The sequence below is a fragment of the Lysinibacillus sp. FSL P4-0201 genome (genome assembly GCF_038593425.1).
Classification (GTDB): Bacteria; Bacillota; Bacilli; order Bacillales_A; family Planococcaceae; genus Lysinibacillus; species Lysinibacillus capsici.
The window spans coordinates 4417963-4441233 of record NZ_CP151995.1 but is presented as its reverse complement, the minus strand read 5'-3'; the positions used below and the strand labels follow the sequence as shown (position 1 = coordinate 4441233).

19 protein-coding genes are annotated in these 23271 nt (G+C 36.7%); 18 read left to right on the top strand and 1 reads right to left on the bottom strand.

All coding sequences use genetic code 11. The features are described from left to right. Nucleotides 1-373 precede the first annotated feature (373 nt). The 3 genes from glmS (at nucleotide 374) to MKY76_RS22370 (ending at nucleotide 4844) form a co-directional block, all read left to right on the top strand. The gene (gene glmS / locus MKY76_RS22380; protein ID WP_054549731.1) at nucleotides 374-2176 is read left to right on the top strand and encodes a glutamine--fructose-6-phosphate transaminase (isomerizing); all 1803 of its coding nucleotides are present in this window, start codon (nucleotides 374-376) and stop codon (nucleotides 2174-2176) included. Between the two features lie 1067 nt (nucleotides 2177-3243). Then, the gene (locus MKY76_RS22375) at nucleotides 3244-3732 is read left to right on the top strand and encodes a DinB family protein (protein WP_342557187.1); all 489 of its coding nucleotides are present in this window, start codon (nucleotides 3244-3246) and stop codon (nucleotides 3730-3732) included. Between the two features lie 347 nt (nucleotides 3733-4079). After that, nucleotides 4080-4844, top strand: coding sequence for an SDR family oxidoreductase (locus MKY76_RS22370; RefSeq protein ID WP_342557186.1), 765 nt, complete (start codon nucleotides 4080-4082; stop codon nucleotides 4842-4844). Between the two features lie 247 nt (nucleotides 4845-5091). Here MKY76_RS22370 and MKY76_RS22365 read toward each other — a convergent pair whose 3' ends face one another. After that, nucleotides 5092-5346 (bottom strand): GlsB/YeaQ/YmgE family stress response membrane protein, encoded by a 255-nt coding sequence (locus MKY76_RS22365; protein WP_048393940.1) that lies wholly within the window; start codon nucleotides 5344-5346, stop codon nucleotides 5092-5094. A 604-nt stretch (nucleotides 5347-5950) separates the two neighbouring features. On the opposite strand from MKY76_RS22365, the gene MKY76_RS22360 reads away from it, so the two are divergent. From MKY76_RS22360 to MKY76_RS22290, 15 genes are all read left to right on the top strand, one after another. Continuing rightward, nucleotides 5951-7540, top strand: a complete 1590-nt coding sequence (locus tag MKY76_RS22360) for a sensor histidine kinase (protein WP_288585592.1) — start codon at nucleotides 5951-5953, stop codon at nucleotides 7538-7540. A gap of 111 nt (nucleotides 7541-7651) precedes the next feature. Continuing rightward, the gene (locus MKY76_RS22355) at nucleotides 7652-8329 is read left to right on the top strand and encodes a response regulator (RefSeq protein WP_054549728.1); all 678 of its coding nucleotides are present in this window, start codon (nucleotides 7652-7654) and stop codon (nucleotides 8327-8329) included. Between the two features lie 39 nt (nucleotides 8330-8368). Next, on the top strand, nucleotides 8369-9328 hold the full coding sequence (locus tag MKY76_RS22350; protein ID WP_054549727.1) for a tripartite tricarboxylate transporter substrate-binding protein: 960 nt from the start codon (nucleotides 8369-8371) through the stop codon (nucleotides 9326-9328). 328 nt (nucleotides 9329-9656) lie between these two features. Then, a complete protein-coding gene (locus tag MKY76_RS22345; protein WP_054549726.1) occupies nucleotides 9657-10949 on the top strand; it encodes a CitMHS family transporter in 1293 nt (430 codons plus the stop codon). A 272-nt stretch (nucleotides 10950-11221) separates the two neighbouring features. Next, entirely contained in the window at nucleotides 11222-11710 is a 489-nt protein-coding gene (locus tag MKY76_RS22340) for a VOC family protein (RefSeq protein WP_054549725.1), read from the top strand. A 322-nt stretch (nucleotides 11711-12032) separates the two neighbouring features. Then, nucleotides 12033-13025, top strand: a complete 993-nt coding sequence (locus tag MKY76_RS22335; RefSeq protein WP_048393947.1) for an ABC transporter substrate-binding protein — start codon at nucleotides 12033-12035, stop codon at nucleotides 13023-13025. 135 nt (nucleotides 13026-13160) lie between these two features. After that, nucleotides 13161-14831 carry a helix-turn-helix domain-containing protein gene (locus MKY76_RS22330; protein WP_342557185.1) on the top strand — a complete coding sequence of 557 codons (1671 nt, stop codon included), beginning with the start codon at nucleotides 13161-13163 and terminating at the stop codon, nucleotides 14829-14831. Between the two features lie 166 nt (nucleotides 14832-14997). Beyond that, nucleotides 14998-15690 (top strand): stalk domain-containing protein, encoded by a 693-nt coding sequence (locus tag MKY76_RS22325; protein ID WP_342557184.1) that lies wholly within the window; start codon nucleotides 14998-15000, stop codon nucleotides 15688-15690. A gap of 208 nt (nucleotides 15691-15898) precedes the next feature. Then, nucleotides 15899-17257, top strand: coding sequence for a TraB/GumN family protein (locus MKY76_RS22320; RefSeq protein ID WP_342557928.1), 1359 nt, complete (start codon nucleotides 15899-15901; stop codon nucleotides 17255-17257). A 183-nt stretch (nucleotides 17258-17440) separates the two neighbouring features. Further along, complete coding sequence (locus tag MKY76_RS22315; protein WP_112116859.1) at nucleotides 17441-18394, top strand: sugar kinase; 954 nt, start codon at nucleotides 17441-17443, stop codon at nucleotides 18392-18394. A 12-nt stretch (nucleotides 18395-18406) separates the two neighbouring features. Beyond that, a complete protein-coding gene (locus tag MKY76_RS22310; RefSeq protein WP_342557183.1) occupies nucleotides 18407-19027 on the top strand; it encodes a bifunctional 2-keto-4-hydroxyglutarate aldolase/2-keto-3-deoxy-6-phosphogluconate aldolase in 621 nt (206 codons plus the stop codon). A gap of 13 nt (nucleotides 19028-19040) precedes the next feature. Then, nucleotides 19041-20105 carry a mannonate dehydratase gene (uxuA, locus tag MKY76_RS22305; protein WP_103118982.1) on the top strand — a complete coding sequence of 355 codons (1065 nt, stop codon included), beginning with the start codon at nucleotides 19041-19043 and terminating at the stop codon, nucleotides 20103-20105. 9 nt (nucleotides 20106-20114) lie between these two features. Further along, on the top strand, nucleotides 20115-21137 hold the full coding sequence (locus MKY76_RS22300; RefSeq protein ID WP_048393955.1) for a zinc-binding alcohol dehydrogenase family protein: 1023 nt from the start codon (nucleotides 20115-20117) through the stop codon (nucleotides 21135-21137). Further along, entirely contained in the window at nucleotides 21130-21963 is an 834-nt protein-coding gene (locus tag MKY76_RS22295) for an SDR family oxidoreductase (protein WP_103118980.1), read from the top strand. Before MKY76_RS22300 ends, MKY76_RS22295 begins: the two co-directional genes overlap by 8 nt. Before the next feature lie 36 nt (nucleotides 21964-21999). Further along, nucleotides 22000-23265 (top strand): MFS transporter, encoded by a 1266-nt coding sequence (locus tag MKY76_RS22290; RefSeq protein WP_112116856.1) that lies wholly within the window; start codon nucleotides 22000-22002, stop codon nucleotides 23263-23265. The last annotated feature ends 6 nt before the right edge of the window (nucleotides 23266-23271 follow it).

Sequence of the window (23271 nt, the reverse complement as noted above, 5' to 3'; positions counted from 1 at the left end):
AGCGTAAAATCGGAAAACAATTATAGCGCCTGAGCTGAAGAAATCGGACGAAAAGATCTTCAGCAGACGAGGTGGAGGTTTATCGAAAATTCGGCGGATGCCTCCCAATCGACATACCCGATTGTCATTTTCCATTTTGAAAGCATTTGAGTGATTGAATGTACAGAAAGTGGAGAAGGTATTGTAAAAGCAATAGATAAATAGATGAAGCTTCACATATCGAAGATCTCTATTCAGTTGGCTGAGTAGCTTGTGTGTATTGGAGTGCTTTATTTTTATAAAAATAAAGCTTCGCTTATACATTCAAAAAAATCGATAGGATGAGGCCTAGTTTGTCATTGCATTAAATTGACATTATCGGAGGACGAGAATTATGTGTGGAATTGTAGGATATATTGGTGAATCAGATGCAAAGGAAATTCTATTAAAAGGCTTAGAAAAGCTAGAGTACCGTGGTTATGATTCAGCGGGTATTGCAGTACGTAACGAGGAAGGCGTAACGGTTTTCAAAGAAAAAGGGCGTATTGCAGATTTACGAGAAGCGGTAGATGAAGATGTTGCTGCGAAAATTGGTATTGGTCATACACGTTGGGCAACACATGGTGTGCCAAATCGTTTAAATGCTCACCCACATCAAAGTGCATCAGGACGCTTTACACTTGTGCATAATGGGGTTATTGAAAACTATCACTTATTGCAAAAAACATATTTAAAAGGCATTCCAATGAAATCTGATACAGATACAGAGGTTATTGTGCAATTAGTAGAGTTATTTGTGAAAGATGGTCTAAGCACTGCAGACGCCTTCCGTAAAACATTGTCTCTATTACATGGCTCCTATGCACTGGCATTATTAGATGCAGAGGCAGCAGATACAATCTTTGTAGCAAAAAATAAATCACCACTTCTAGTTGGAATTGGTGAAGGTTTCAATGTTGTTGCGTCAGATGCAATGGCGATGCTACAGGTAACAGATCAATACGTAGAGCTTCACGATAAAGAGGTAGTTATCGTACACAAAGCAAGTGTGGAAATTACAAAATTAGATGGTACTGTAGTAGAGCGTGCACCATATACTGCTGAGCTTGATATGAGTGATATTGAAAAAGGCACATATCCACACTATATGTTAAAAGAAATGGATGAGCAGCCTACAGTTATTCGTAAAATCATTCAAGCATATGAAGGTGACAACGGTGATTTAACGATTGATGCGGAGATTTTAGAAGCCTTACGAGCAGCAGATCGTTTATATATTATTGCAGCGGGCACAAGCTATCATGCGGGTCTTATTGGTAAACAGTATTTTGAAAAAATGGCTGGTATCCCTGTAGAAGTGCATATTTCTAGTGAATTTGGCTATAACATGCCATTACTTTCAGAAAGACCATTATTTATATTCATTACACAATCAGGGGAAACAGCAGATAGTCGTCAAGTACTTGTAAAAATTAAAGAGTTGGGCTATCCAACATTAACGATCACAAATGTACCTGGCTCTACGTTATCACGTGAAGCTGACCATACATTGTTATTACATGCAGGTCCAGAAATTGCTGTAGCTTCTACAAAAGCTTATGTGGCACAAGTAGCAGTACTTGCATTAGCAGCCTATGTGACAGCAAAGGCAAATGGCAAAGGCTTAGAATTTGATTTAAAACAAGAGCTTGCGATTGCCGCTAATGGCATCCAAACAATTATTGATTCAAAAGATGTGTTAGAAGACATTGCAGAAGATTACTTAAAAATCGCACGCAACGCATTCTTCATTGGCCGTAATATGGACTTCTATGTCAGTCTTGAAGGTGCCTTAAAACTAAAAGAAATTTCGTACATCCAAGCAGAAGGCTTTGCTGGTGGAGAATTGAAGCATGGAACAATTGCCTTAATCGAAGAAGGTACACCTGTGTTTGCGCTTGTCACACAAGCTTCAGTAGGATTAAACATCCGTGGTAATGTCAAAGAAGTAGCAGCTCGTGGTGCATATCCATGTATTATCGCGATGGCAGGCATTGATGAAGATGGCGACCGTTTAGTCATTCCGCATGTTCATGAATTACTAACACCGCTTGTATCAGTAGTACCTTTACAATTAATTAGCTACTATGCTGCACTTCACCGCCGCTGTGATGTAGATAAACCACGTAACCTAGCTAAATCGGTAACTGTTGAGTAAGAACAAAAATTAGATTTAATTGTGAGTTATAATTAATCTTGTCACATAATTATAATTAAAAATGACATCAAATATTACCTTGATACAGCTAGAATGCTTGCTGTATCAAGGTTTTCTTTTTTCTTATTGACCTATTCATAATAGTCATAAATTATAAAAATAATTATAAAACTACATAAGCTATTTATAATTAAAATTGACATAAATCCACATTTATTAATCGGAATAAATTTGGAAATGTTCTTTAACCAAAAAATTGATAAATGTCATTGCTATACTTTTTTAATCATCCCTATATAAAGTGGAAACAGGCGTTCTTATTCGTTTGATGATAAAACGGATATAAAAAGAAACCGAGATCGTGGTACGATTAAATAGACAGACAGCGGTGATGCTACCTGAACATGTGTAGCCACTGCGTGAACGGCAGGCTGAAGATAATATTATACCAGAGCCAAAACATGATGAATATGACTTTAAAGAATCCGCACATCAAATCCAAATGGCTGTACAAACGCATAGTATTGTTAGAATTCAGTATTGGAAGAATGGCGATTTGGATAGGTTGAAGGAACAATCAAGTAATTGCCCTTGAACAATACAGCCTATGTCACAGTTCTATCTTCACAAGGGCATAAGCAGATGTATATCCCACACATCATGAAAATCCATTTATATGCCACGTAAGTTTGTAATAAAAATTGATTAGAATCGTCTCTCCTCTATATATTTTTTAGAGGTTAGATAATTTTTTTATTTGATATTTATGTAAAAACGATTGCGAAGTAATGTACTTAAACTAACGAAGCAGGAAAGTATTCAAAGAATTGTATTAAAAGAAAAAAGAAAAAGAACAAATTTATAAAATAAGTTTGAGGTTTTTTTCAAGTAATGTAAGTCAGATTTAATCTAATCAACTCTTACAAAAGGTAAGGGGAACCAGCACTTTTATCAAGGAATGCGTCTTTCTTTATCTAAAGGGCCAGATTGTGGAATAAGGAAGGTAATCAGATGATTCTTCTCGAAATTATTAGTTATGCCATATAGATGATTGGAGAGAATATAAAATGGATGTAAGGACACTTTTGTTACAACAATGGGCAAGCTGCTTAGATAAAGAAGACTGGTTCCCACCACTTGAAAAAGTACTTGAGAATATTACTTTGGAACAGGCAATTTGGAAACCAGTAGAGGGGGCACATTCCATTTGGGAATTAGTTTGTCATTTACTTTTCTATGAAAAGAGAATTCTGTTACGCTTTCTTGGTGAAACAGCAAATGAACCAAAGGCAGAAAATAATGACGCTACATATCGATTATCAACTGAGACCTTTCTAAATTGGAAGGAAACAAGACAAGAATACTTTTCTGTTCATCGTGAACTAGAAAAAATACTAGCAAAATCAGAACTTGAAGATTTGTATAGACCAATTCCCGATGACAATCCATTAGTGCTTGAACTGAAGAGTTTAGCAATGCACAATGCATATCATATTGGGCAAATTGTATTCCTCAGTAAAATGCAAGGAGCCTGGGCAGGGAAACGCAGCTTTTAAAAAAGCTTCATTAGGTTTACAGTTATTCCATTGACGGGCGCAATTGTTGAACAACATAGCTGAAAAATGATCAAACTTTTTTATAAAAATCATACTTATCTTTAAAGAGTACCTTCATTTTGATCAATCTTTATTCCAAAGCCATGTGTTTTGGGTTTTAAATAAAGTCATACCGTTTGTAAATAAATTACACCATTTTACCCCTTTGGATACTATTATTCTAAAGGGGTGTTTTTATCCATAACGAAACACTCCTTGAAACCGAATAGGAGAGCAACATTTCAAATAATGTCCCTTGATATAATTCTCTATGTAATCTAACTATGTTTGAACAAGGAGATGGAAGCATGGGTAAGTTAACGGGCAAAATCGCTTTAGTTACAGGATCAAGTCGAGGAATTGGTCGCAGTATTGCATTGCGTCTGGCACAAGAGGGAGCCTTTGTCGTCGTTCATTATGGGAAAAGACGTACTGAGGCAGAAGCAGTTGTTCACCAGATCGAACAAAGCGGAGGAAATGCTTTGGCGATTGGTGCTGACCTTAGTACACTAGATGGTATTCAAGATTTATTTACTACTTTGGATGATACTATTCGGGAATATATGGGCGGTGGCGGATTCGATATTCTTGTCAACAATGCTGGAATTGGTCAAATTATCAGTTTAGAAGAGACGACAGAGGAATCATTTGACGAGGTAATGAAGATAAATGTTAAAGCACCACTTTTTGTTACTCAGCAAGCTTTACCACGTTTAAAAGATGGGGGGCGTATTATTAATATTTCATCTTTTGTGACACGTGCAGCTTCACCAAGTGTCTTCACGTACAGTATGTCCAAAGGTGCAATCGACACGTTTACGCGTCTTCTAGCCAAACAACTAGGGAGCCGGAATATTACGGTAAACGCCATCCAGCCTGGGATTATTAATACAGAAATGAATGCTAAGACTTTGAAAAACCTTGATGGACAAAAATATGCGGCTGGTCTTTCAATTTTCAACAGATGGGGAGAGCCCGGGGATGTGGCAGATATTGCCGCCTTTCTTGCTTCATCAGACAGCCGTTGGGTAACTGGTCAATTGCTCGATGCAAGTGGAGGATCACATCTATAGAACATTAATTATCAAGCTTTGTATGGCATAGTCCTCCTCAATCCGGCGCTATTGTTGTATAGGCTGTTCTGTTCTTCTTGAATTCACAGAGCGTAGGATTGTTAAGTTAATTAAAAACAAAGTAAAAGCGGTCCTCCACAGATATGATGTGGAAGGCCGCTTTTTTGTTATAAGCACAGTCACCATTTATTATTGGTTACATCTGATTCACTTAATCTATAGTAATAGATTAAGAGATCTATTTAGCTTACGAAGCACTACGCAATGATTTCAGAATTAAACTCAAAATGAAAACTAGTATAATTGCTCCAATGAGGGCAGGGAAGATATAGAAATCGGAAATTTTAGGACCCCAACTTCCAAGAAGCATACCACCAATCCATGCGCCGATAATACCTGCAATAATATTACCAATAATTCCACCTGGGATATCTTTACCCAAAATTATACCTGCAAGCCAACCGATAAGCCCGCCAATTATTAAAAACCAAATGAAACTCATACTATCCATCTCCTATTTTGTATTTTAAATATTTTGTTATAGTGTTTTATAACCTTTTTTGAACTCTTTCAAACTATAAGGAGGGAAAAAATAAAAATTTGGGGAAGTTTCAAGGGAGATATCAGACATTGGCGCATTTCTGTAATAAGAGGAGCATCTTTATTTTAATGATAGTAATAAATTCATGTTTATTCTATTTTCATCCTGAACGCCGAAATCCAATATCAAATCACAAGTTTATTTTAACCAAGAATTACAAAATGGAGACTTAGCGTATAAGCATGGATTAACAACAGGACTTTCCTGATGTGTGTATAAGATTTTATTATTGATTTACATAAACCTTCCACCGATTTTGGTGGAAGAATTTTATGCATTCTAAAACTCCTTTGAAATATAGTATAATCTAGAAATTAAGCTGGATTCAAACTAGGTTTTCCTCTGATATTTAGTAAGTTCTTATGATTTTTCTAGTTAAGACAATCATAACAGTCAAATTACCATGAGCTAAGTTATATTCTCTTAAATATGTGAACAAAGGGATTTAAATAAAAGTAGGATGAAAGTTATATGAATTACTAGTTGAAAAGGGTGAAGGTTAAGTATATTGAACAAAAAAAAGATACCATTACAAACAAAAATATTGGGACTGATTAGCACGTTAATTCTTTTTATTGTTTTTCTGCTCGCCAGTATATTTGCTTATTTACAATATGTCGATGCAAGGACTCAAGTTAAACAATTGGCATTGCAAACGGCTATGACAATCTCTCTTATGCCAGAACTTAAAGAATCCATTGGGAAAAGTGATTTAGAGCTACGTTTTCGTCCAATTGCTGAGCAAGTAATAGATCAGGTAAATGCAGAAAATATTATTATTGAAGATCGGGAGAAGATTATTTATTCGCACAGAAGCCCAAGTCAGGTTGGTCAGAAGAGTTTTGACCATACAAATAATTATGGGTTAATATTTGGTGGTTCTAATAATTTTGAATTGGAACGAGAGAGTGGTTCTGTTTTAATAGGAAAGGTTCCTATCATAGCAGACAATGGAGAATATACTCGTGTAATTGGGACCGTAGCGGTTGAATACGCAGAAAAAGAAATCTTTCAAAATATTTATAAACGAATTAAGTCCATTCTCATTGCTTCTCTGATTGTTTTAATTTTAGGAATCATTGGTGGTATTTTTTTAACCAAAAGTATTAGAAAAGATACTATGGGATTGGAACCGCATGAAATCTCCTCACTATATAGAGAAAGAAGTGCCATTCTGTTATCAGTAAAGGAAGGAATCATTGCAATCGATCAAAAGGGTTTCTTAACCTTAATCAACAATTCTGCTAGTTCGATGTTGAACCTCAAGGATGAATCCTCTATTGGTGAACATATTCAATTTGTCTTACCAGCAATTAATATCGATCATGTATTACAGAAAGGTAAGCCCATTCATAATGTAGAGATATTAATTAATGATAAAGTATTTATTTTTAATTTTATTCCCATTATCGAAAATGGAAAGATTATGGGTGTGGTTTCTAGTTTTCGTGATAAAACGGAGCTTAAAAAGCTTATTGATACGATCACAGAGGTTCGCGCATATTCTGAGGGACTTCGTGCACAAACGCATGAGTACTCAAATAAACTTTACTTATTATCAGGATTAATCCAATTAGAGAGATATCAGGATGCGTTTGAATTTATACAAAAAGAGTCAGCCAATCACCAACACCAAAACCGAATCCTATTTAATCAAATTCAAGATATAAATGTTCAAGCTATATTATTAGGGAAACTGGGCAATGCATCGGAAAAGAAGATTGCCTTTGAAATTGATCCTGATAGTTATGTAGATGTCTTACCAAGTCACATTGAAATCACGGATATCATCACAATCATTGGAAATCTTATTGATAATGCATTTGATGCCGTAGCCGATCGAAAAGAGAGAAGGGTGTCTTTCTCAATTACAGGAATTGGGAGTGATATCATTATAGAAGTAGCAGATAACGGAAAGGGAATTGCAGAAGATATGTTAGATTTTATATTTGATTTACGTAGTTCATCTAAAGGAAAAAATAGGGGGTACGGTTTATTTAATGTTAAACAAATTGTAGAATCTTTAGGTGGAACAGTAGAAGTAAAAAATGACAAAAACGGTGGGGCCATTTTCACGGTATTTCTACCGAAATAATGAAGCTTACTCAATGAGATAATCTATAGTACTACTGATGTTGGAGGTACTTCCCTTTAAGTCGGGTTTCTAAATGTCAGCACAGGGAGATAAAAGAAGGAGAGGGGAAAAATGATTAAGGTTGTCATTGCGGAAGATGATTTTCGTATTGCACAAGTGCAAGAACAGTTTTTGCATAAAGTACCAGATGTAAAGGTTGTTCAGAAGGCATTGAATGCAAAGGAAACGATGGACATACTAGAGAAATATGAAGTTGACTTGCTTTTTTTGGATATCTATATGCCCGATGATCTTGGAACAAATTTGTTAGCAAAAATTCGCGATCATTATCCAACAATCGATATTATTATAGTGACTGCTGCAACAGAAAAAACGATGTTGGAGACGGCAGTTAGATATGGTGTGAGTAACTATTTGTTGAAGCCTGTGACAATGGAGAAATTTGTTGAAGCGGTGGAAGAATATAAAAAAAAGAAAAAACTTCTAAGTCATCGTGATGAGGTCGACCAAACATTGATTGATCAATACTTTGGTGTTGCCAATCAATTGTCCTCATCTCAAAAAGACTTACCTTCAGGTGTTGATCGTCATACTTTAGAAAAAGTGAAAGAGGTAATGAAGGAACTAAAAGGTGGTATTTCCATCGAGGAGATGGGTGAACAAATCGGTGCATCTCGAACAACTGCTAGAAGGTATTTAGAGTTTCTTGTTTCAATTGATGTCTGTACGGCAAAACATGAATATGGAGTTGTTGGAAGGCCTGAGAGGAAATATTACTATAAAGAATAACAACAAGGTTAACTTAAAAATAAGGACAAGGGATGAACAATGAGAAAAAAAATAATGTTTATTTTCGTGCTTGTTGTCATGCTTTGCTTTGGTTGTTCACAAGATGAGGGGCATGAAGCAATAACAGATACAGTAACATTCATTGCCCCAAGCTCTATTGGTGGAGGTTGGGACAAAACAGCAAGAGCCATACAGGATATTTTACTGAGTAACAATTTGATTGATGAGGATATTCATGTACTGAATAAAATAGGTGCTGGTGGAGAGCTAGGATGGAAATATACTAAACAACAAAAAAAACATGTGCTAGCAATGAATTCAAGCCTACTCATTACCAATCATTTGTTGGGGCAAAGTAAGCTAACCTACAAAGATTTTACACCCATTGCCACTTTGGCTACAGAATGGAATGTCGTAATTGTCTCCAAGGATTCAGAAATAAAAAGTGCAAAAGGTTTAATGGAAGAGCTCAAAGAAACACCTCAAGCGTATAAAATAGGAGTTTCTCCGAGATTAGGCAATGATGATCAAATTTCTTTTGTATTAGCGAGTAAACAGGCAGGAGTGCATCCTGAAAAACTAGATTTTTTAGTTTATGAGAATAGTGATGAAGTTGTTGATGCATTATTAAAAAAGCAAATAGATGTGGCAACTATGACTTTGTCCGAGGCTAAAAAATATTATGATTTGAATCAGGTACAATTGCTTGTCATTTCCTCGGAGAAACGTTTAAAGGAGCTCCCAGAAATTCCTACATGGAAGGAAGAGGGAATAAATGTAGTTTTTAAACACTGGCGCGGTATTATGGGACCACCTAATATGTCAAAAAAGGAAATCGAATTCTGGGAGACGACATTTGCAAAAATGGTCAAAACTAAAGAATGGAAACAAACTTTGCAGACGTATATGTGGGAAGATTTTTATATGAACAGTAGAGATACATCTAGATTTCTTGATGATGAAAATAAGAAATATGAGAAATTATTGGAGATTTACTGAGTAAATTTATTCTTATTATGCATAGTAATATATTTGCTTTATTAGGTTGACTATTGAGATCTATGTGTTTTCCTTTCTATCGTCTTATACGATGGTGGAGAGAATACATAGTCCAAGGTTAGCCTCTTTTTTTGTTTATCAAAAATAGACAGGTATACAATGCTTTTCGTGAACAAAATGTACAAAATAGCTATAAAGAAATTAATAAACATTAATTTGTAAACGATTACATTTGGTCGATGTTAATTTATTATAAGGTGTAATATTCGGAAAATTAGTTATTTAAAGAATTGATAAATAACTTCACAAAGCATTTGGAGGGAGTATTATGCTAGCAATTTTAGGTTTTTTAATGATAATAGTATTTATGATTTTGATTATGACGGGCCGTCTTACAGCAATGATTGCATTAATTGTAGTGCCAATTACGTTCGCAGTTATTGGTGGATTCGGAAGTGAAATGGGACCTATGATGTTGGATGGGATTAAAAGTGTCGCTCCAACAGGGATTATGATTTTATTTGCAATTCTTTTCTTTGGTATTTTGATCGATGCTGGTGTATTTGATCCAATCATTAAAACGATTCTTAGGCTAGTAAAAGGGGATCCTGTAAAAATTGCTATCGGAACAGCCGTATTAGCCCTTTTTATTTCTTTAGATGGTGATGGTACGACAACATACATGATTACTATTTCTGCCTTTCTACCGCTTTATAAAAGAATTGGCATGCGACCAATTGTATTAGCTGGTATTGCCGTATCAGCTTCGGGTGTGATGAACCTTCTACCTTGGGGAGGACCAACAGCAAGGGTTATGACAGCATTGAATCTGGAAATGTCTGAGGTTTTTACACCAGTGATTCCAGCGATGATTGGCGGGGCTATCTTTGTTCTGTTCATGGCATTTACGTTCGGAAGACAGGAAAGAAAACGGATTGGTATTATAGAATATGATTATGAAGCGGCAGCTCAGTCTGCTGCTACAGTCGAAGATGACTATTTGAAACGTCCAAAACTAATTATCTTTAACTATACTTTGACAATTGTTCTTTTAGTAGCGTTAATTATGGAGTTATTACCACCTGTTGCATTATTCATGCTTGGTTTTGCGATTGCGATTACTGTAAACTATCCAAAATTGAAAGATCAGAAGGAACGTGTTGCGAATTATGCTGACAATGCATTATCTGTTGTTTCTATGGTTTTTGCAGCTGGGATATTTACAGGCATTCTTTCAGGTACATCAATGGTAGATGCAATGGCAAACTCAGTGATTCATTATATTCCAGATGCAATGGGTTCTCATTTTGCTGTTGTTACAGCCATTCTCAGCGCACCTTTTACATTTTTTATGTCTAATGATGCCTTTTACTATGGCGTACTGCCGTTACTTGCAAAGGCAGGAGCAGTATATGGCATTGATCCAGCCCTAATCGGTAGAGCTTCTCTTTTAGGCATGCCAGTACACCTTCTAAGTCCGCTTGTTCCCTCTACGTATTTATTAGTAGGAATGGTTGGAGAGGATTTCGGAACACTACAACGTATCTTCTTAAAGTGGGCATTTGGTTCTACAATTGTCATGATTATTGTCTGTGTAGTGTTGGGGATTTTCCCGCTTTAAAAGCTACGGTTCATGGGGTGAAAAAGATTACCTAGTAAAAATCCTTTATTTATAAGTGTAAGAGAAGCCTATTTTAATGGGCTTCTTTTTTTCTATTCTTATTCGAGTACCCGCCATAAATTAAAAATTGTTTAGAAGGATGTTTCAGATAGGGGTTTTAAAGCGTTTTTATTCGTAAAAAGGACAATCATCATATACGATAAAAATAATTAAGACTTAGGATTCTGCAATTAAAAAGAAATTATTCAAATAGGAGAAAGGTGGTTTGAAATATGAAAATCCGTAAGATTGACCATGTGGGGATAATCGTCAATGATCTTCCTGCAGCGAAAGCATTTTTTCTTGACTTTGGCCTTGAGGTGTTAGGGGAAGGAAAAGTGGAGGGTGAATGGGTGAAGAGGATGGAGCGGGTAATAGGGCTTCAAGATATAAAAGAGGACGTTGCAAAATTGCGAACGTCAGATAGTGACGCAAATATAGAAATAGTAATGCTGCGAACGCCAGACGGTGAGACGAATATTGAACTAGTAAAATTTAACGCGCCATCAAATGAAATAGGCATCCAGCATCCTTTAGCAAATACTTTGGGTATCCAGCATATTGCCTTCAATGTTGAAGATATTGAAGCCCTCGTTAACAAATTGACAAAGAAGGGCGCAGAACTTATTAGTGACATTTATAGGTACGAAAACGCCTATAAACTATGCTACGTTCGTGGGCCAGAAGGAATTATTTTAGAGCTCGCTGAAGAAATCAAATAGAATAGTAATTAACAGCTTGTTAATATGAAAAGAAACCACTGAAATGGTTTCTTTTTTTCTATAGGGAGCTAATACTTATGCTTACATTTCCCCATTTTCTCTCTTGAGATTCTAATTGATCATATAGTCGAAATAGAATAAACCCTAAAATGAATAATTCTTCACTAAAAAAACCAAAAGGCATTCATAATCCTGATTATTGACATTTATCCAAATAAATTATTGCGTTTTTTTCATTGTTTCGCCCTTTCATAAAATCTATAATAACTCTGTAAATGATAATCATTTTCAATTAAGGGTAAATCTGAAAGGGGCAACAAATATGAAGCAATATATAGGAAAGAGAATTATACTATGGGGGAGTTTCCTCCTGTTGCTAATGATATTAGCGGCATGTAGTTCTAATGGCAACACATCTGATGCGCAGAAAAAGGAAAACGAGAAAATAACTCAATCTGATGTGAAAGCAGAGGAAAGTGAGTCAACTGTTCAATATACAACGATTACAGGTGAACAGGTTGAAATACCTGCGAATCCAAAACGAGTCGTTTATATTGGTCAGACAATTGGTGATTTCTTGGCGATGGATATTCCCGTTGTTGGTAATAATCTTCCTAAAGATTCTCCTAGTTACTATGAAGGCAAACTTGAAGGGATCGTTGATATTGGTAATCCTGCTGACTTAGAGACGATTTTGACTTTAAAACCTGATTTGATTATTAATGGCTATTACAAGGCGGATCCAAATCTTAATGAAGAATTGTCAAAAATCGCTACTACGATTCCCTTTAATCCTGCTCTTCCTTATACAGAACGAGTAAAAGAGATGGGGAATATCCTAGATAAGCAGGAAGAAGTAGCTCAATTGCTTGCTAAGTTTGAAACAGAGTCTAAAGAAATGTTTGACAAGTTTCAATTAACAGAAGGGGAAACCGCAACAGTTTTCTATCAGCTAGGAAAAACGCTTTATGTTATGGGTGATCGTAGCCTAGGTGCTATTATTTATGGGAAAAATGGCTTTGCTGTCCCACCAGCAGTACAAAAGAATATTATTGATGTAGAAGGGGTATCTTTCCTAGAGGTTTCCGAAGAGGTGCTTCCTGAGTTTGCTGGTGATCATTTGTTTGTAATTGTACAAGAGGATAGTGAAAGTGAAGCAGAAGCTGATCGGCTGCTACAAAGCCCGATATGGGGAACTTTGCCTGCTGTCAAAAAGGGAAAAGTTTATGTTGTTCCTAATGAATGGAATACAGATAATTTATTAGCTTTGAAGCAATTGTTCCAAAAGCTACCAGAGTGGATGCGCAAACAGTAAAAATTGTATCCGTCCAATCAATTTTTAAACCGCTAGTATTCTAAATAGCACATACTCGAACAATCGTTGATAGTGGGTCATTATATGTTACAATGACGATAATGAGAATCATTTTCAATGTTTGGAGAGTTGCTTATGAATCTGACATCCTTATATATTAGACTACAACACTATGATCGATTTCAAGTTGATCGAATAATGTCAGCTACTAGCCATAATGAGGGAATAAATAATCATGAAACAAATTTATGCACATTATTGATAGCACTCAGTCCTGCCATACGACTGTATGTAGACAAAATGGCAATCGATCTACGACAAGGAAGCTGTACGCTCATTTTGCCTATACAAAGCTACACGGTAGAGTCAAGTAACAAAGAGGCACAGCTTGCTCGCTTTACCTTTGAAACCTTTGAAGTAGAAGGAATGACTTTGAACCGAATTGCTCATCCACCCCTGCTTCATGGTTATCCCTATCATCTGTTGTTTTCTCAAGTCAAGCAGGTATTAGGAAATGAAGCTTCGAACAATAATCAATTTTGTTCCTCTCTATCCACATTAGAAATGGCCATGTTGCAAGGTAGACTTCAGCAAATACTAGCTATGATGGTTCAGTTAGATGAACAAGCTAACCAGTTACAGCACGAAGAAAAGACAAAATTGGTTCAACAAACTGTACAGTACATAGAACAGCACTATGATGAGGACTTGACAGTTGAACAATTAGCTAACATGGCTGGAATGGTAAGATGGCAATATAGTCAAAAGTTTAAAATATTGACCGGTAAAAAGCCGACGGATTATTTGACTCATGTACGTATAAACCAGGCAAAAAAAATTCTAAGTAATTCAACTGAGCCATTGAGAAAAATAGCTCGACAAATTGGGTTTAAGGATGAATATTATTTTAGTCGATGCTTTCATAAATTAACCGGAAACACCCCACGTGAATATGCAAACATTCAACTTCATACTCCAGAAAGAACAGTTATCGATTCATTTGGTAGAAAGATTCATGTTCCTAAAGATGCAACACGTATTGTGACTGATGGCAAATTTACACTTGGGGAATTACTTGTTCTAGGCATACCTCCTATAGGTGCGGCCATCTCAATTATGAAAGATAACGTGGTTTATCACAATAAATTAAGGAACATTCATAGTATTGGGCATTGGGTAGATCCGGATAAAATCGCACAGCTGCAGCCAGAGTTATTATTGCTTAGTTATTTTCATCCTGAACATGATTTGCAGAAACTAGATGCGATTGCTCCTACTATTATACTGAATAGCAAGTTTAGTCTATTTGAGCGGTTACGATATATCGCTAAACTATTTGAACGGAGTAAAGCGGCAGAGAAGTGGATTTCTACATATGAGAACAAAGTAAGATTGGTACGTAGGCAATTAGCAGATGTTTATGTTGCTGGGGAGACGGCTACTGTTTATCTCAAGTTAGATACTAAATATTATGTTATGTGTCAGACTGGATTGGCTGCAAGCTTGTATGAATCTCTTGGCTTTCGTCCTACTCCTCAGGTAATGCAGCTAATCGAGCAAGGGCAAGCATGGATAGAAATTCAGCAGCATCAAATAAATCACTATGCTGGAGAGCGTAATTTTATTTTGGCTTCCCCCAAAGAATTACTAACGATTACTTACTGCCCACAAATCGCCACGTTAATCGAGCTTGCTCCTGGTAAGACTCATTTCATAGATTTTACATGGAATCATTGTGATCCCATTACACGTGAACGGTTGTTAGAGGTTCTACCGTCTATTTTTAAGAAGAAAGTTATTCGATAATTAAAAAGTAAAACTCGATCCATTAATTGGATTGAGTTTTTGCCATTAATCGTATAATTGCTCACAAATAAATTTAAAAAATATCCTGATATAAAAATCTTTTAAAGGCTGTATGAAATTTCTGGTATAATTACATATATCTATGTTTATTTTAAGGAGTGATTTTATGAAAAAGCTATTTATAATAACTAGTTACATAGGGTTTTTTATAGTAGGAGGTTTGACTTTTACCTACTTTTCAACAACGGAAGCAGCAAGTGACATGAAAAAGATTAGCGTGTTTCAGGATCCAATTAATTATTATGTAGATAAGGTTGAGAAAGTACCGCCAGAAGGTCAATCTGGATTTAATTATCAAGGCACGATATATGTCCCAATGCGATTTATTGCTGAATCTTTAGGTGAAAAAGTAACATGGGATGGGAAAACAAAATCCGTTTATATTGGTGATGTTCCAAAATTCATCGCTTTAAAAGATGTAAAACCTATTGGAAGTGATGAAGACCACTTCTTCCACAATCCAAGCTCTGTCATTATTAGTACAGGTGAAAAATTTGAGCGATCCTATCAGCTTGGTGGTTATCATGGGGGAGGCGCAGTTCAAGACCATACAGTGGAATACTTAGCCAATGGAAATTACAAGGGATTCGAAACCTATTTGGCACCAATTAAAAAATTAGCAGCTAATTCCTTCGGAATAGGTTTCATGAAAATTTACGCAGATGGGAAATTAGTTTATGATAGTGGAGCAATCAAAGATAAGGTAAAGGTTCATGTTAATTTAGATGGAGTTTCAAAAGTGAAGTTTGAACTTGAAGGCAGTGGTTTAGGTATATTAGATCCTAAATTTATTCAATAAACCTTCTCTACTAATAAACGAAAAAGACGATGACATAATAATTTGTCATCGTCTTATTAAATTTGACCTCCACTATTTCAAAATAGAGAAATGTCAATACATATTTGTCAATATTTACACTTTTACTTATAAAATAGTTGGAAAGTATATGGTATAATTTCATACGATACTTATACATAAAATAGGAAAAGGGAGAGAAAAGAATTTGATGAAAAAGATGATGAAACGAACGAGTGCAGCGTTGCTTGGTGCCTCATTAATGCTGACGACAGTTGTCCCTGTGATTCATGCTGAAGAGCAAACAACACCCCTATTACCGTCGATAAGCGAATGGGCAATAGAAACATTAAATGAGGGCGAAAAATACGGGATTTACTCAACTGAATGGTACTTCGATGGTTTTCTTCAGGAAATTCCAGTGGACAAAGTAAATGAACTACTAGCTTTAACAGAAAAGAAGGTTGCCTCTCTAGGTTTAGCTGAAAATAAACAATACAAACCAGTAAGTGTGAAAAACGATAATACACGTGGTGATATTGTCAATCGCTTGTATAATATTGTAGCACGGTATGATTTACCTGTTGGTACAGATGCTGTTCAATTTATGAAAGAGCAAAATATATTACAAGGCTCTCCCAATGGACTTCAGTTAGAGAAAAAGGCAACCACTCAACAGGCTGTTTTGCTAGCTGTTCGTTTCATTCAGAGTACATATGCACTTGCAGAGCAAGGCTCTAAAGGGGTGGCCTGGGTAGTAGAGGACGAGGATACGCTTATCTACTTATTAGGCTCTATTCATTTAGGAACACCAGACTTATATCCATTCGATAAAAAATTAGTAACGGCATTTGATGAATCTGATGCACTGCTAGTAGAGGCGAATATCTTGGATACGGAAGCACTTGAATACTATTCAGAGAAAGCAATGTATACAGATGGCTCAACATTGAAAGATGCTGTTGCACCAGAAACATATGCGAAGCTTGAACAAGTGGCAAAGCTTTATGATCTGCCAATGGACCAGCTAACAGTTCAAAAGCCGTGGATGCTTTCGAGTGCATTATCGATGCTAGCTATGGACGATTCCTTTGGTATGACACCTCAAGAGATGGCTATGCACGGTATCGATGTCTACTTTTTATTAAATGCACAGTTGCAGCAAAAGCCAGTGATTGAATTAGAAGGTACAAGAGCACAGGTTGATATGTTTGAAGGATTATCACCAGAGGCACAGGAGCAGTCATTAGTCGCTGTACTGGATAGTATCATTCATCCAGCGGAAGAAAATCAATCTGAAGTACTTCAAGAGTGGTTTACAAGCTGGAAGCAAGGAAATGTTGAAGAGTTTGCAAAAAGCTTCCAAGCAATGGAAGGTACATCATCTGAATTTAATGAAATGCTATTTGGTCTACGTGATGAACAAATGGCCAAGAAAATCATGAATGTACTGGAAGAAAAAGAAGGTAAGTACTTTGTTGTTGTTGGTTCAGGTCACTTCCTAATCGATAAAAATATTCGCTATCATTTAGAGAAAAACGGCTACAAGGTAAAGCCATTTTATCAATAAAATAGATTGCCCTCGTAAAAGGATAGATTATTTTCTGTCTTTTACGAGGTTTTTTTATGCATGTAAGACAATAATGGTCATTTGACGCTAACAATCTAAATAATCGGATTATTGTTGCAACGTAAAAAAAATCGTGTTAGTATTAGTAAAACGTTTTACTAAAACGTTTTACTTGTGAAGGGGATGAACATATTGAGAAATAAACGAATTGCAACGATTGGGGATGCAATGGTCGTTTTTAATCCATCTAAGACAGGTCCTCTACGTTTCGTTCCTTCCTTTGAGCGAGCTGTGGGTGGTGCAGAATTAAATTTTGCGATAGGTGTTACGCGTTTAGATATGGAAGCAAAATGGATTAGTTGTATTGGAGACGATGAATTTGGCAAATTAATTTATAACTTTGCGCGTGGTGAAGGGATTGATGTATCACATGTCTTACGAACACCACATATTCCAACGTCTATCTACTTTAAGGAGATTCGGGAAGACGGTGCAGGTAAATCGTTTTACTACCGCAACCCATCACCTTTACTGGAGCTGACAAAAGATCGTATAGATGAGTCAGTACTGGATGATGTGGACCTATTACATATTAGCGGCGTGTATTTAGCAGTATGTGAACATAACATTGAAGTTGCATTGAAATTAATTGCTTTAGCACAGGCGAAAAATATTCCAATATCTTTTGATCCAAATTTACGTTTAAAACTATGGACTATAGAAGATGCCCGAGCGGTATACGAAAAAGTGTATCCATCTATCAATCTTCTGTTAACAGGACAGGATGAATTTGAGCTTTTATTTGAAGGGCGTACAGTGAAAGACGTTCAAGAGAGTTATAAAATAGATGAAATTATTGTGAAAAAAGGTGAACAAGGCGCCACCGTTTATACAGCCACTGAACAGTACGATCGAGAAGCATTTTCCGTTCGTGCCATTGATACAGTTGGAGCAGGGGATGCATTTGATGCTGCCTATGTCTATAGCTATTTAAATGGTGATGATATCGTAGAACGCCTCCGTTTAGCTAATGGTGCAGGTGCATTGGTAGCAACAATTAAAGGAGATAATGAAGGGCTTCCATCCCTGCAAGAATTAAGGCAATTTATTGGTGATGAAAAACTAATTGAGCGTTAGGAGTTGTCAGGAATGCAAAAAATCGAAATTTTGAAAGCGTTGTCAGATGCAAAAATTGTAGCTGTTATTCGTGGGGATTCACCTGAAGAAGCAACGGAAATTTCAAAAGGTGCTATCTCAGGTGGCATTCGAGCAATCGAAATAACGTATACAACGCCTTTTGTTGAAGAAACTTTTAAAGCATTACGCAATAGCGATGCAATAATTGGAGCTGGCACAGTTTTGGATGTTGAAACTGCACGCCATGCGATTTTAAACGGTGCCAAATTTGTTGTTAGTCCAAGCTATAACGCTGCAATTGCAAGGCTTTGCAATCGCTATAGCATTCCATATTTACCAGGCTGTATGACCATTACAGAAATGGTGACAGCACTTGAAGGTGGAAGTGACATTATTAAACTATTCCCGGGAAATCAATTTGAACCAAACTTTATTAAAGTCGTTAAAGGGCCTCTACCACATATCACAATTATGCCTACAGGTGGTGTTGGTTTGGCTAATATGAATGAATGGTTAGAAGCAGGCGCAGTTGCAGTTGGGATTGGAAGTGATTTAAATAAAGCATTTGTAAAAGATGGCTATGCAGGTGTAGTGGAACGTGCCAAAGCATATATCGAAAATCTATCAAACTAGGAGGTAATGACGTATGAATATGACATTTAGATGGTATGGTCGTGGCAATGATACAGTGAAATTAGAAGATGTGAAGCAAATACCAAATGTAAAAGGTATTGTTTGGGCACTCCATCACCTACCAGCAGGAGAGGTATGGACTAAAGAGGCTATTCAAGATGAAGTTGACTATATTCAATCGTTCGGATTCCATACAGATGTCGTGGAAAGTGTCAATGTCCATGAAGATATTAAATTAGGATTGTCAACACGTGATCAATATATAGAAAACTATAAACAATCTATTCGCAACCTTGGTGAAGTGGGTGTCAAAGTTATTTGCTATAACTTCATGCCCGTATTTGATTGGACACGTACAGATTTATTCCATCCATTAGAAGATGGCTCAACGGCTCTCTATTTTGATAAGGAAAAGGTCATGAACTTAGATCCACAAGAACTGGTGAATGAAGTAAGCGCATCTTCGGATTTAACCCTTCCAGGATGGGAACCAGAACGATTAGCTCGACTTTCAGAATTATTTGAGCAGTACAAAGAAGTAGATGAAGTTAAACTTTGGGATAACTTAACTTACTTCTTACAAGCTATTTTACCAGTTGCGGAAGAGGTAGGTATTCAAATGGCGATTCATCCAGATGATCCACCGTATTCCATCTTTGGCTTACCTCGCATTATTACAGGAGCAGAAAGCTATGAAAAATTAATTAAAATCTCTGATTCCATGGCAAATGGCTTTACGTTCTGCTCAGGTTCAATGGGAGCAGACCCACAAAATGATATGGTAGCCATCGCTGAAAAATATGCATATCGTGCTCCGTTTGCTCATATCCGCAATGTCAAGATTATGGAAAATGGTAGTTTCTTTGAAACATCACATTTTACATCGGATGGTTCAATCGATATTAAAAATATTGTACGTACATTAAATGACCAAAACTATGAAGGTTATGTACGTCCAGATCATGGTCGTCATATTTGGGGAGAACAATGTCGTCCAGGCTACGGCTTATATGATCGAGCACTTGGCATTATGTATTTAAATGGACTTTGGGATGCTTATGAAAATCTGAAGAAATAGGTGACGTGTATGAAAGCACTACAAGTAATAAAACCTTTTGAAATGGCTTTAATTGACGTAGCAGAACCAGTAATAACAAAGTCAACAGATGTCCTTGTTCAAACAGAATATGTTGGTATTTGTGGCTCAGACATGCATATTTATCATGGCTCGAATCCATTAGCGACATTGCCTCGTGTACCTGGGCATGAAGTTGCTGGCCGAGTGTTAGAGGTTGGTCAAGACGTACAAGGTTTAAAAGCTGGTGACAAGGTTGTAGTCGAACCAATTCGTTATTGTGGTGAGTGCTATGCTTGCCGTAAAGGACAACCAAATGTCTGCGAACAACTTTCTGTTTTTGGTGTTCATGAAGATGGAGGCATGCGTGAGCGTTTTGTTGTAGCTGAAAAGCAATTGCATAAAGTAGCAGACCACACTTCTTTAGAAGAGGCAGTCTTAATTGAACCTTATACAATTGGCGCGCAGGCAGTATATCGTGGTGAATTACAGGCTGGTGAGACACTATTGATTCAAGGGGCCGGACCGATTGGCATTTGTATTTTAAAGATGGCTAAATTAATAGATGCACGCGTGATGATTTCTGATCTGGATCCAGCAAAGCTCTCATTTGCAAAAGAACTTGGTGCAGATGTAGTTGTTAATGTAAACGAGCAAGATTTATTAGAGGCTGTTAACCAATGGACAGATGGAGTAGGTGTCAATGTATCTATTGATGCAGTTTGTATTCCACTAACATTTAAGCAATCTATCGATGCTGTTTCAGTTGCTGGGAGAGTAGTAGTCCTTAGCTTTGGAGAGGAAGCCATTGAGCTTGCCCCACTACCAATTACGAAAAAGGAATTATCGATAAAAGGCTCACGTTTACAAACATTCCAATTTGAAAATGTAGTGAAGCTTGTTGATGCTGGAAAGCTACAGCATCAAGGTTTAATTACACATACTTTCTCATTACATGAAGCAAAAGAAGCATTTGAATATATAGAAAAAAACCAAAATGAAGTACGTAAAGTTATTTTAAAAGTAGGTGAGTAAGGTGCATGAAGCATTGCAAAATAAAGTGGCTGTTGTAACGGGTGGTAGTGGAGTTCTTTGCTCAGAGATGGCAATAGAATTGGCTAGGCAAGGTATGCGAGTTGCTATTTTAAATCGTACGGCGCAAAAAGGAGAAGCAGTCGTCCGATCGATTACAGAAAATGGCGGAGAAGCAATTAATTTTTCTGTGGATGTTTTAAACAAAGAGTCGTTAATAGCAGCGAGACAAGCAATTTTACAGCAATATGGTCAAATTGATGTACTGATTAATGGAGCGGGCGGCAATCATCCAGATGCCATTACGGCTGATGAAGTATATAAAGAACAATCGACTACACCAAATTTCTTTGAATTAACACCAAGTGGTTTTGAAAGCGTATTCTCGAATAATTTTACAGGAACATTTTTGGCTGCCCAAGTTTTTGGTGAAGCATTGCTGAGAACGAAGGGGACGATTATTAATATTTCATCCATGAGCTCCTATGCCCCTATGACAAAAGTGCCTGCATATAGCGCGGCAAAGGCAGCGATTAATAACTTTACGCAATGGATGGCGGTGCATTTTGCAGAAGCAGGTTTACGTGTTAATGCCATTGCACCTGGATTTTTTATTACCGAACAAAACCGTAATTTATTGCTAACAGAAGATGGTTCATTAACTGCACGTTCAGAAAAAATCATTACAGCTACACCACAAAAGCGTTTTGGAAAACCACAAGATTTATTAGGAACTTTATTATTTTTAGCTGATGATACATACTCAGCATTTGTCACTGGCGTAACAATTCCTGTTGATGGTGGATTTATGGCTTATTCAGGCGTTTAGCAAAGGGGATTTATTTCAAATTTAGGGGTGAATGATATGAAACAACAAGGTATTTTTGGAGACGGCAAAACGGTTGTAATTGTCATGCTATTTTTAGCGGGTGTCATTAACTATTTAGATCGTTCAGCACTATCAATTGCAGCACCATTTATTCAAGAAGATATTCATCTAACGTCAACCCAATTAGGGATTATCTTTAGTAGCTTCTCTGTTGGGTATGCCATTTTTAACTTCTTAGGTGGAATGGCTTCCGATAAATTTGGTGCCAAGTTAACGCTATTTGTAGCGATGATTGTATGGTCTTTATTTAGTGGAGCAATGGTTTTAGTCGTTGGGTTCGCATCGTTGATTATTGTTCGTATTGTATTTGGTATGGCGGAAGGGCCATTGTCATCAACCATAAATAAGATGGTGAATAACTGGTTTCCTGCGGATAAACGTGCCTCTGTAGTAGGGCTAGCCAATAGTGGTACGCCACTTGGTGGTGCAATCGCAGGTCCAATCGTTGGTTATATTGCATTAGCATATGGATGGAAATATTCATTTATTGCGATCATGATTCTTGGATTTATTTGGGCAATCGTATGGTTTAAAGTGGTGAAAGAAAAGCCAAACAAAGAAGACAGTGTAGAATCAATGGCAAACTTAGAGATTGCAGCAGAAGATATCAATCATAGTCGTGGTCTATCTTATTATTTAAAACAACCAACAGTATTATTTACTGCTTTTTCGTTCTTTGCCTATAACTATATCCTATTCTTTTTCTTAACTTGGTTCCCAAGCTATCTAGTAGAAGCTCGTGGAATGGCTGTAAAAGATATGAGTATTGTAACGGTTATTCCGTGGATTTTAGGATTCCTAGGTTTAGCATTGAGCGGAATTGTCTCAGATTTCATTTACAAACGCTTTATGCGTAAGGGAGTTTTATTCTCTCGTAAAGTCGTTCTAGTGACATGTTTATTTTTAGCAGCTGTATCGATTGGCTGTGCAGGTATTGTAACAACAACAGTTAGTGCTGTTGCGCTTGTTGCTACCTCTGTTTTCTTCTTATATTTAACAGGGGCTATTTACTGGGCAATCATTAATGATGTGGTGGAATCTAAGTATGTTGGATCTGTTGGTGGCTTTATGCACTTCCTTGCAAACACAGCTGGTATTATTGGGCCAACTTTAACAGGTTTCCTAGTAGACAGAACAGGAACATTCTCCGCAGCTTTCCTACTTGCAGGCGGCTTAGCGGTTATCGCTTCATTAGCAGTTATTAAATTTGTTACACCAATAGTTCATAAAGAAATAGCTTAGAAATAG

What these genes read in the sequence shown, in the direction of transcription:
- MKY76_RS22345 (WP_054549726.1), top strand. Translation starts at nt 9,657, where the DNA reads ATGCTAGCAATTTTAGGTTTTTTAATGATAATAGTATTTATGATTTTG.
- MKY76_RS22300 (WP_048393955.1), top strand. Translation starts at nt 20,115, where the DNA reads ATGAAAGCACTACAAGTAATAAAACCTTTTGAAATGGCTTTAATTGAC.
- MKY76_RS22365 (WP_048393940.1), bottom strand. Translation starts at nt 5,346, where the DNA reads ATGAGTTTCATTTGGTTTTTAATAATTGGCGGGCTTATCGGTTGGCTT.
- MKY76_RS22310 (WP_342557183.1), top strand. Translation starts at nt 18,407, where the DNA reads ATGCAAAAAATCGAAATTTTGAAAGCGTTGTCAGATGCAAAAATTGTA.
- MKY76_RS22290 (WP_112116856.1), top strand. Translation starts at nt 22,000, where the DNA reads ATGAAACAACAAGGTATTTTTGGAGACGGCAAAACGGTTGTAATTGTC.
- MKY76_RS22335 (WP_048393947.1), top strand. Translation starts at nt 12,033, where the DNA reads ATGAAGCAATATATAGGAAAGAGAATTATACTATGGGGGAGTTTCCTC.
- MKY76_RS22355 (WP_054549728.1), top strand. Translation starts at nt 7,652, where the DNA reads ATGATTAAGGTTGTCATTGCGGAAGATGATTTTCGTATTGCACAAGTG.
- uxuA (WP_103118982.1), top strand. Translation starts at nt 19,041, where the DNA reads ATGAATATGACATTTAGATGGTATGGTCGTGGCAATGATACAGTGAAA.
- MKY76_RS22315 (WP_112116859.1), top strand. Translation starts at nt 17,441, where the DNA reads ATGAACATATTGAGAAATAAACGAATTGCAACGATTGGGGATGCAATG.
- MKY76_RS22375 (WP_342557187.1), top strand. Translation starts at nt 3,244, where the DNA reads ATGGATGTAAGGACACTTTTGTTACAACAATGGGCAAGCTGCTTAGAT.
- MKY76_RS22330 (WP_342557185.1), top strand. Translation starts at nt 13,161, where the DNA reads ATGAATCTGACATCCTTATATATTAGACTACAACACTATGATCGATTT.
- glmS (WP_054549731.1), top strand. Translation starts at nt 374, where the DNA reads ATGTGTGGAATTGTAGGATATATTGGTGAATCAGATGCAAAGGAAATT.
- MKY76_RS22320 (WP_342557928.1), top strand. Translation starts at nt 15,899, where the DNA reads ATGAAAAAGATGATGAAACGAACGAGTGCAGCGTTGCTTGGTGCCTCA.
- MKY76_RS22350 (WP_054549727.1), top strand. Translation starts at nt 8,369, where the DNA reads ATGAGAAAAAAAATAATGTTTATTTTCGTGCTTGTTGTCATGCTTTGC.
- MKY76_RS22340 (WP_054549725.1), top strand. Translation starts at nt 11,222, where the DNA reads ATGAAAATCCGTAAGATTGACCATGTGGGGATAATCGTCAATGATCTT.
- MKY76_RS22325 (WP_342557184.1), top strand. Translation starts at nt 14,998, where the DNA reads ATGAAAAAGCTATTTATAATAACTAGTTACATAGGGTTTTTTATAGTA.
- MKY76_RS22370 (WP_342557186.1), top strand. Translation starts at nt 4,080, where the DNA reads ATGGGTAAGTTAACGGGCAAAATCGCTTTAGTTACAGGATCAAGTCGA.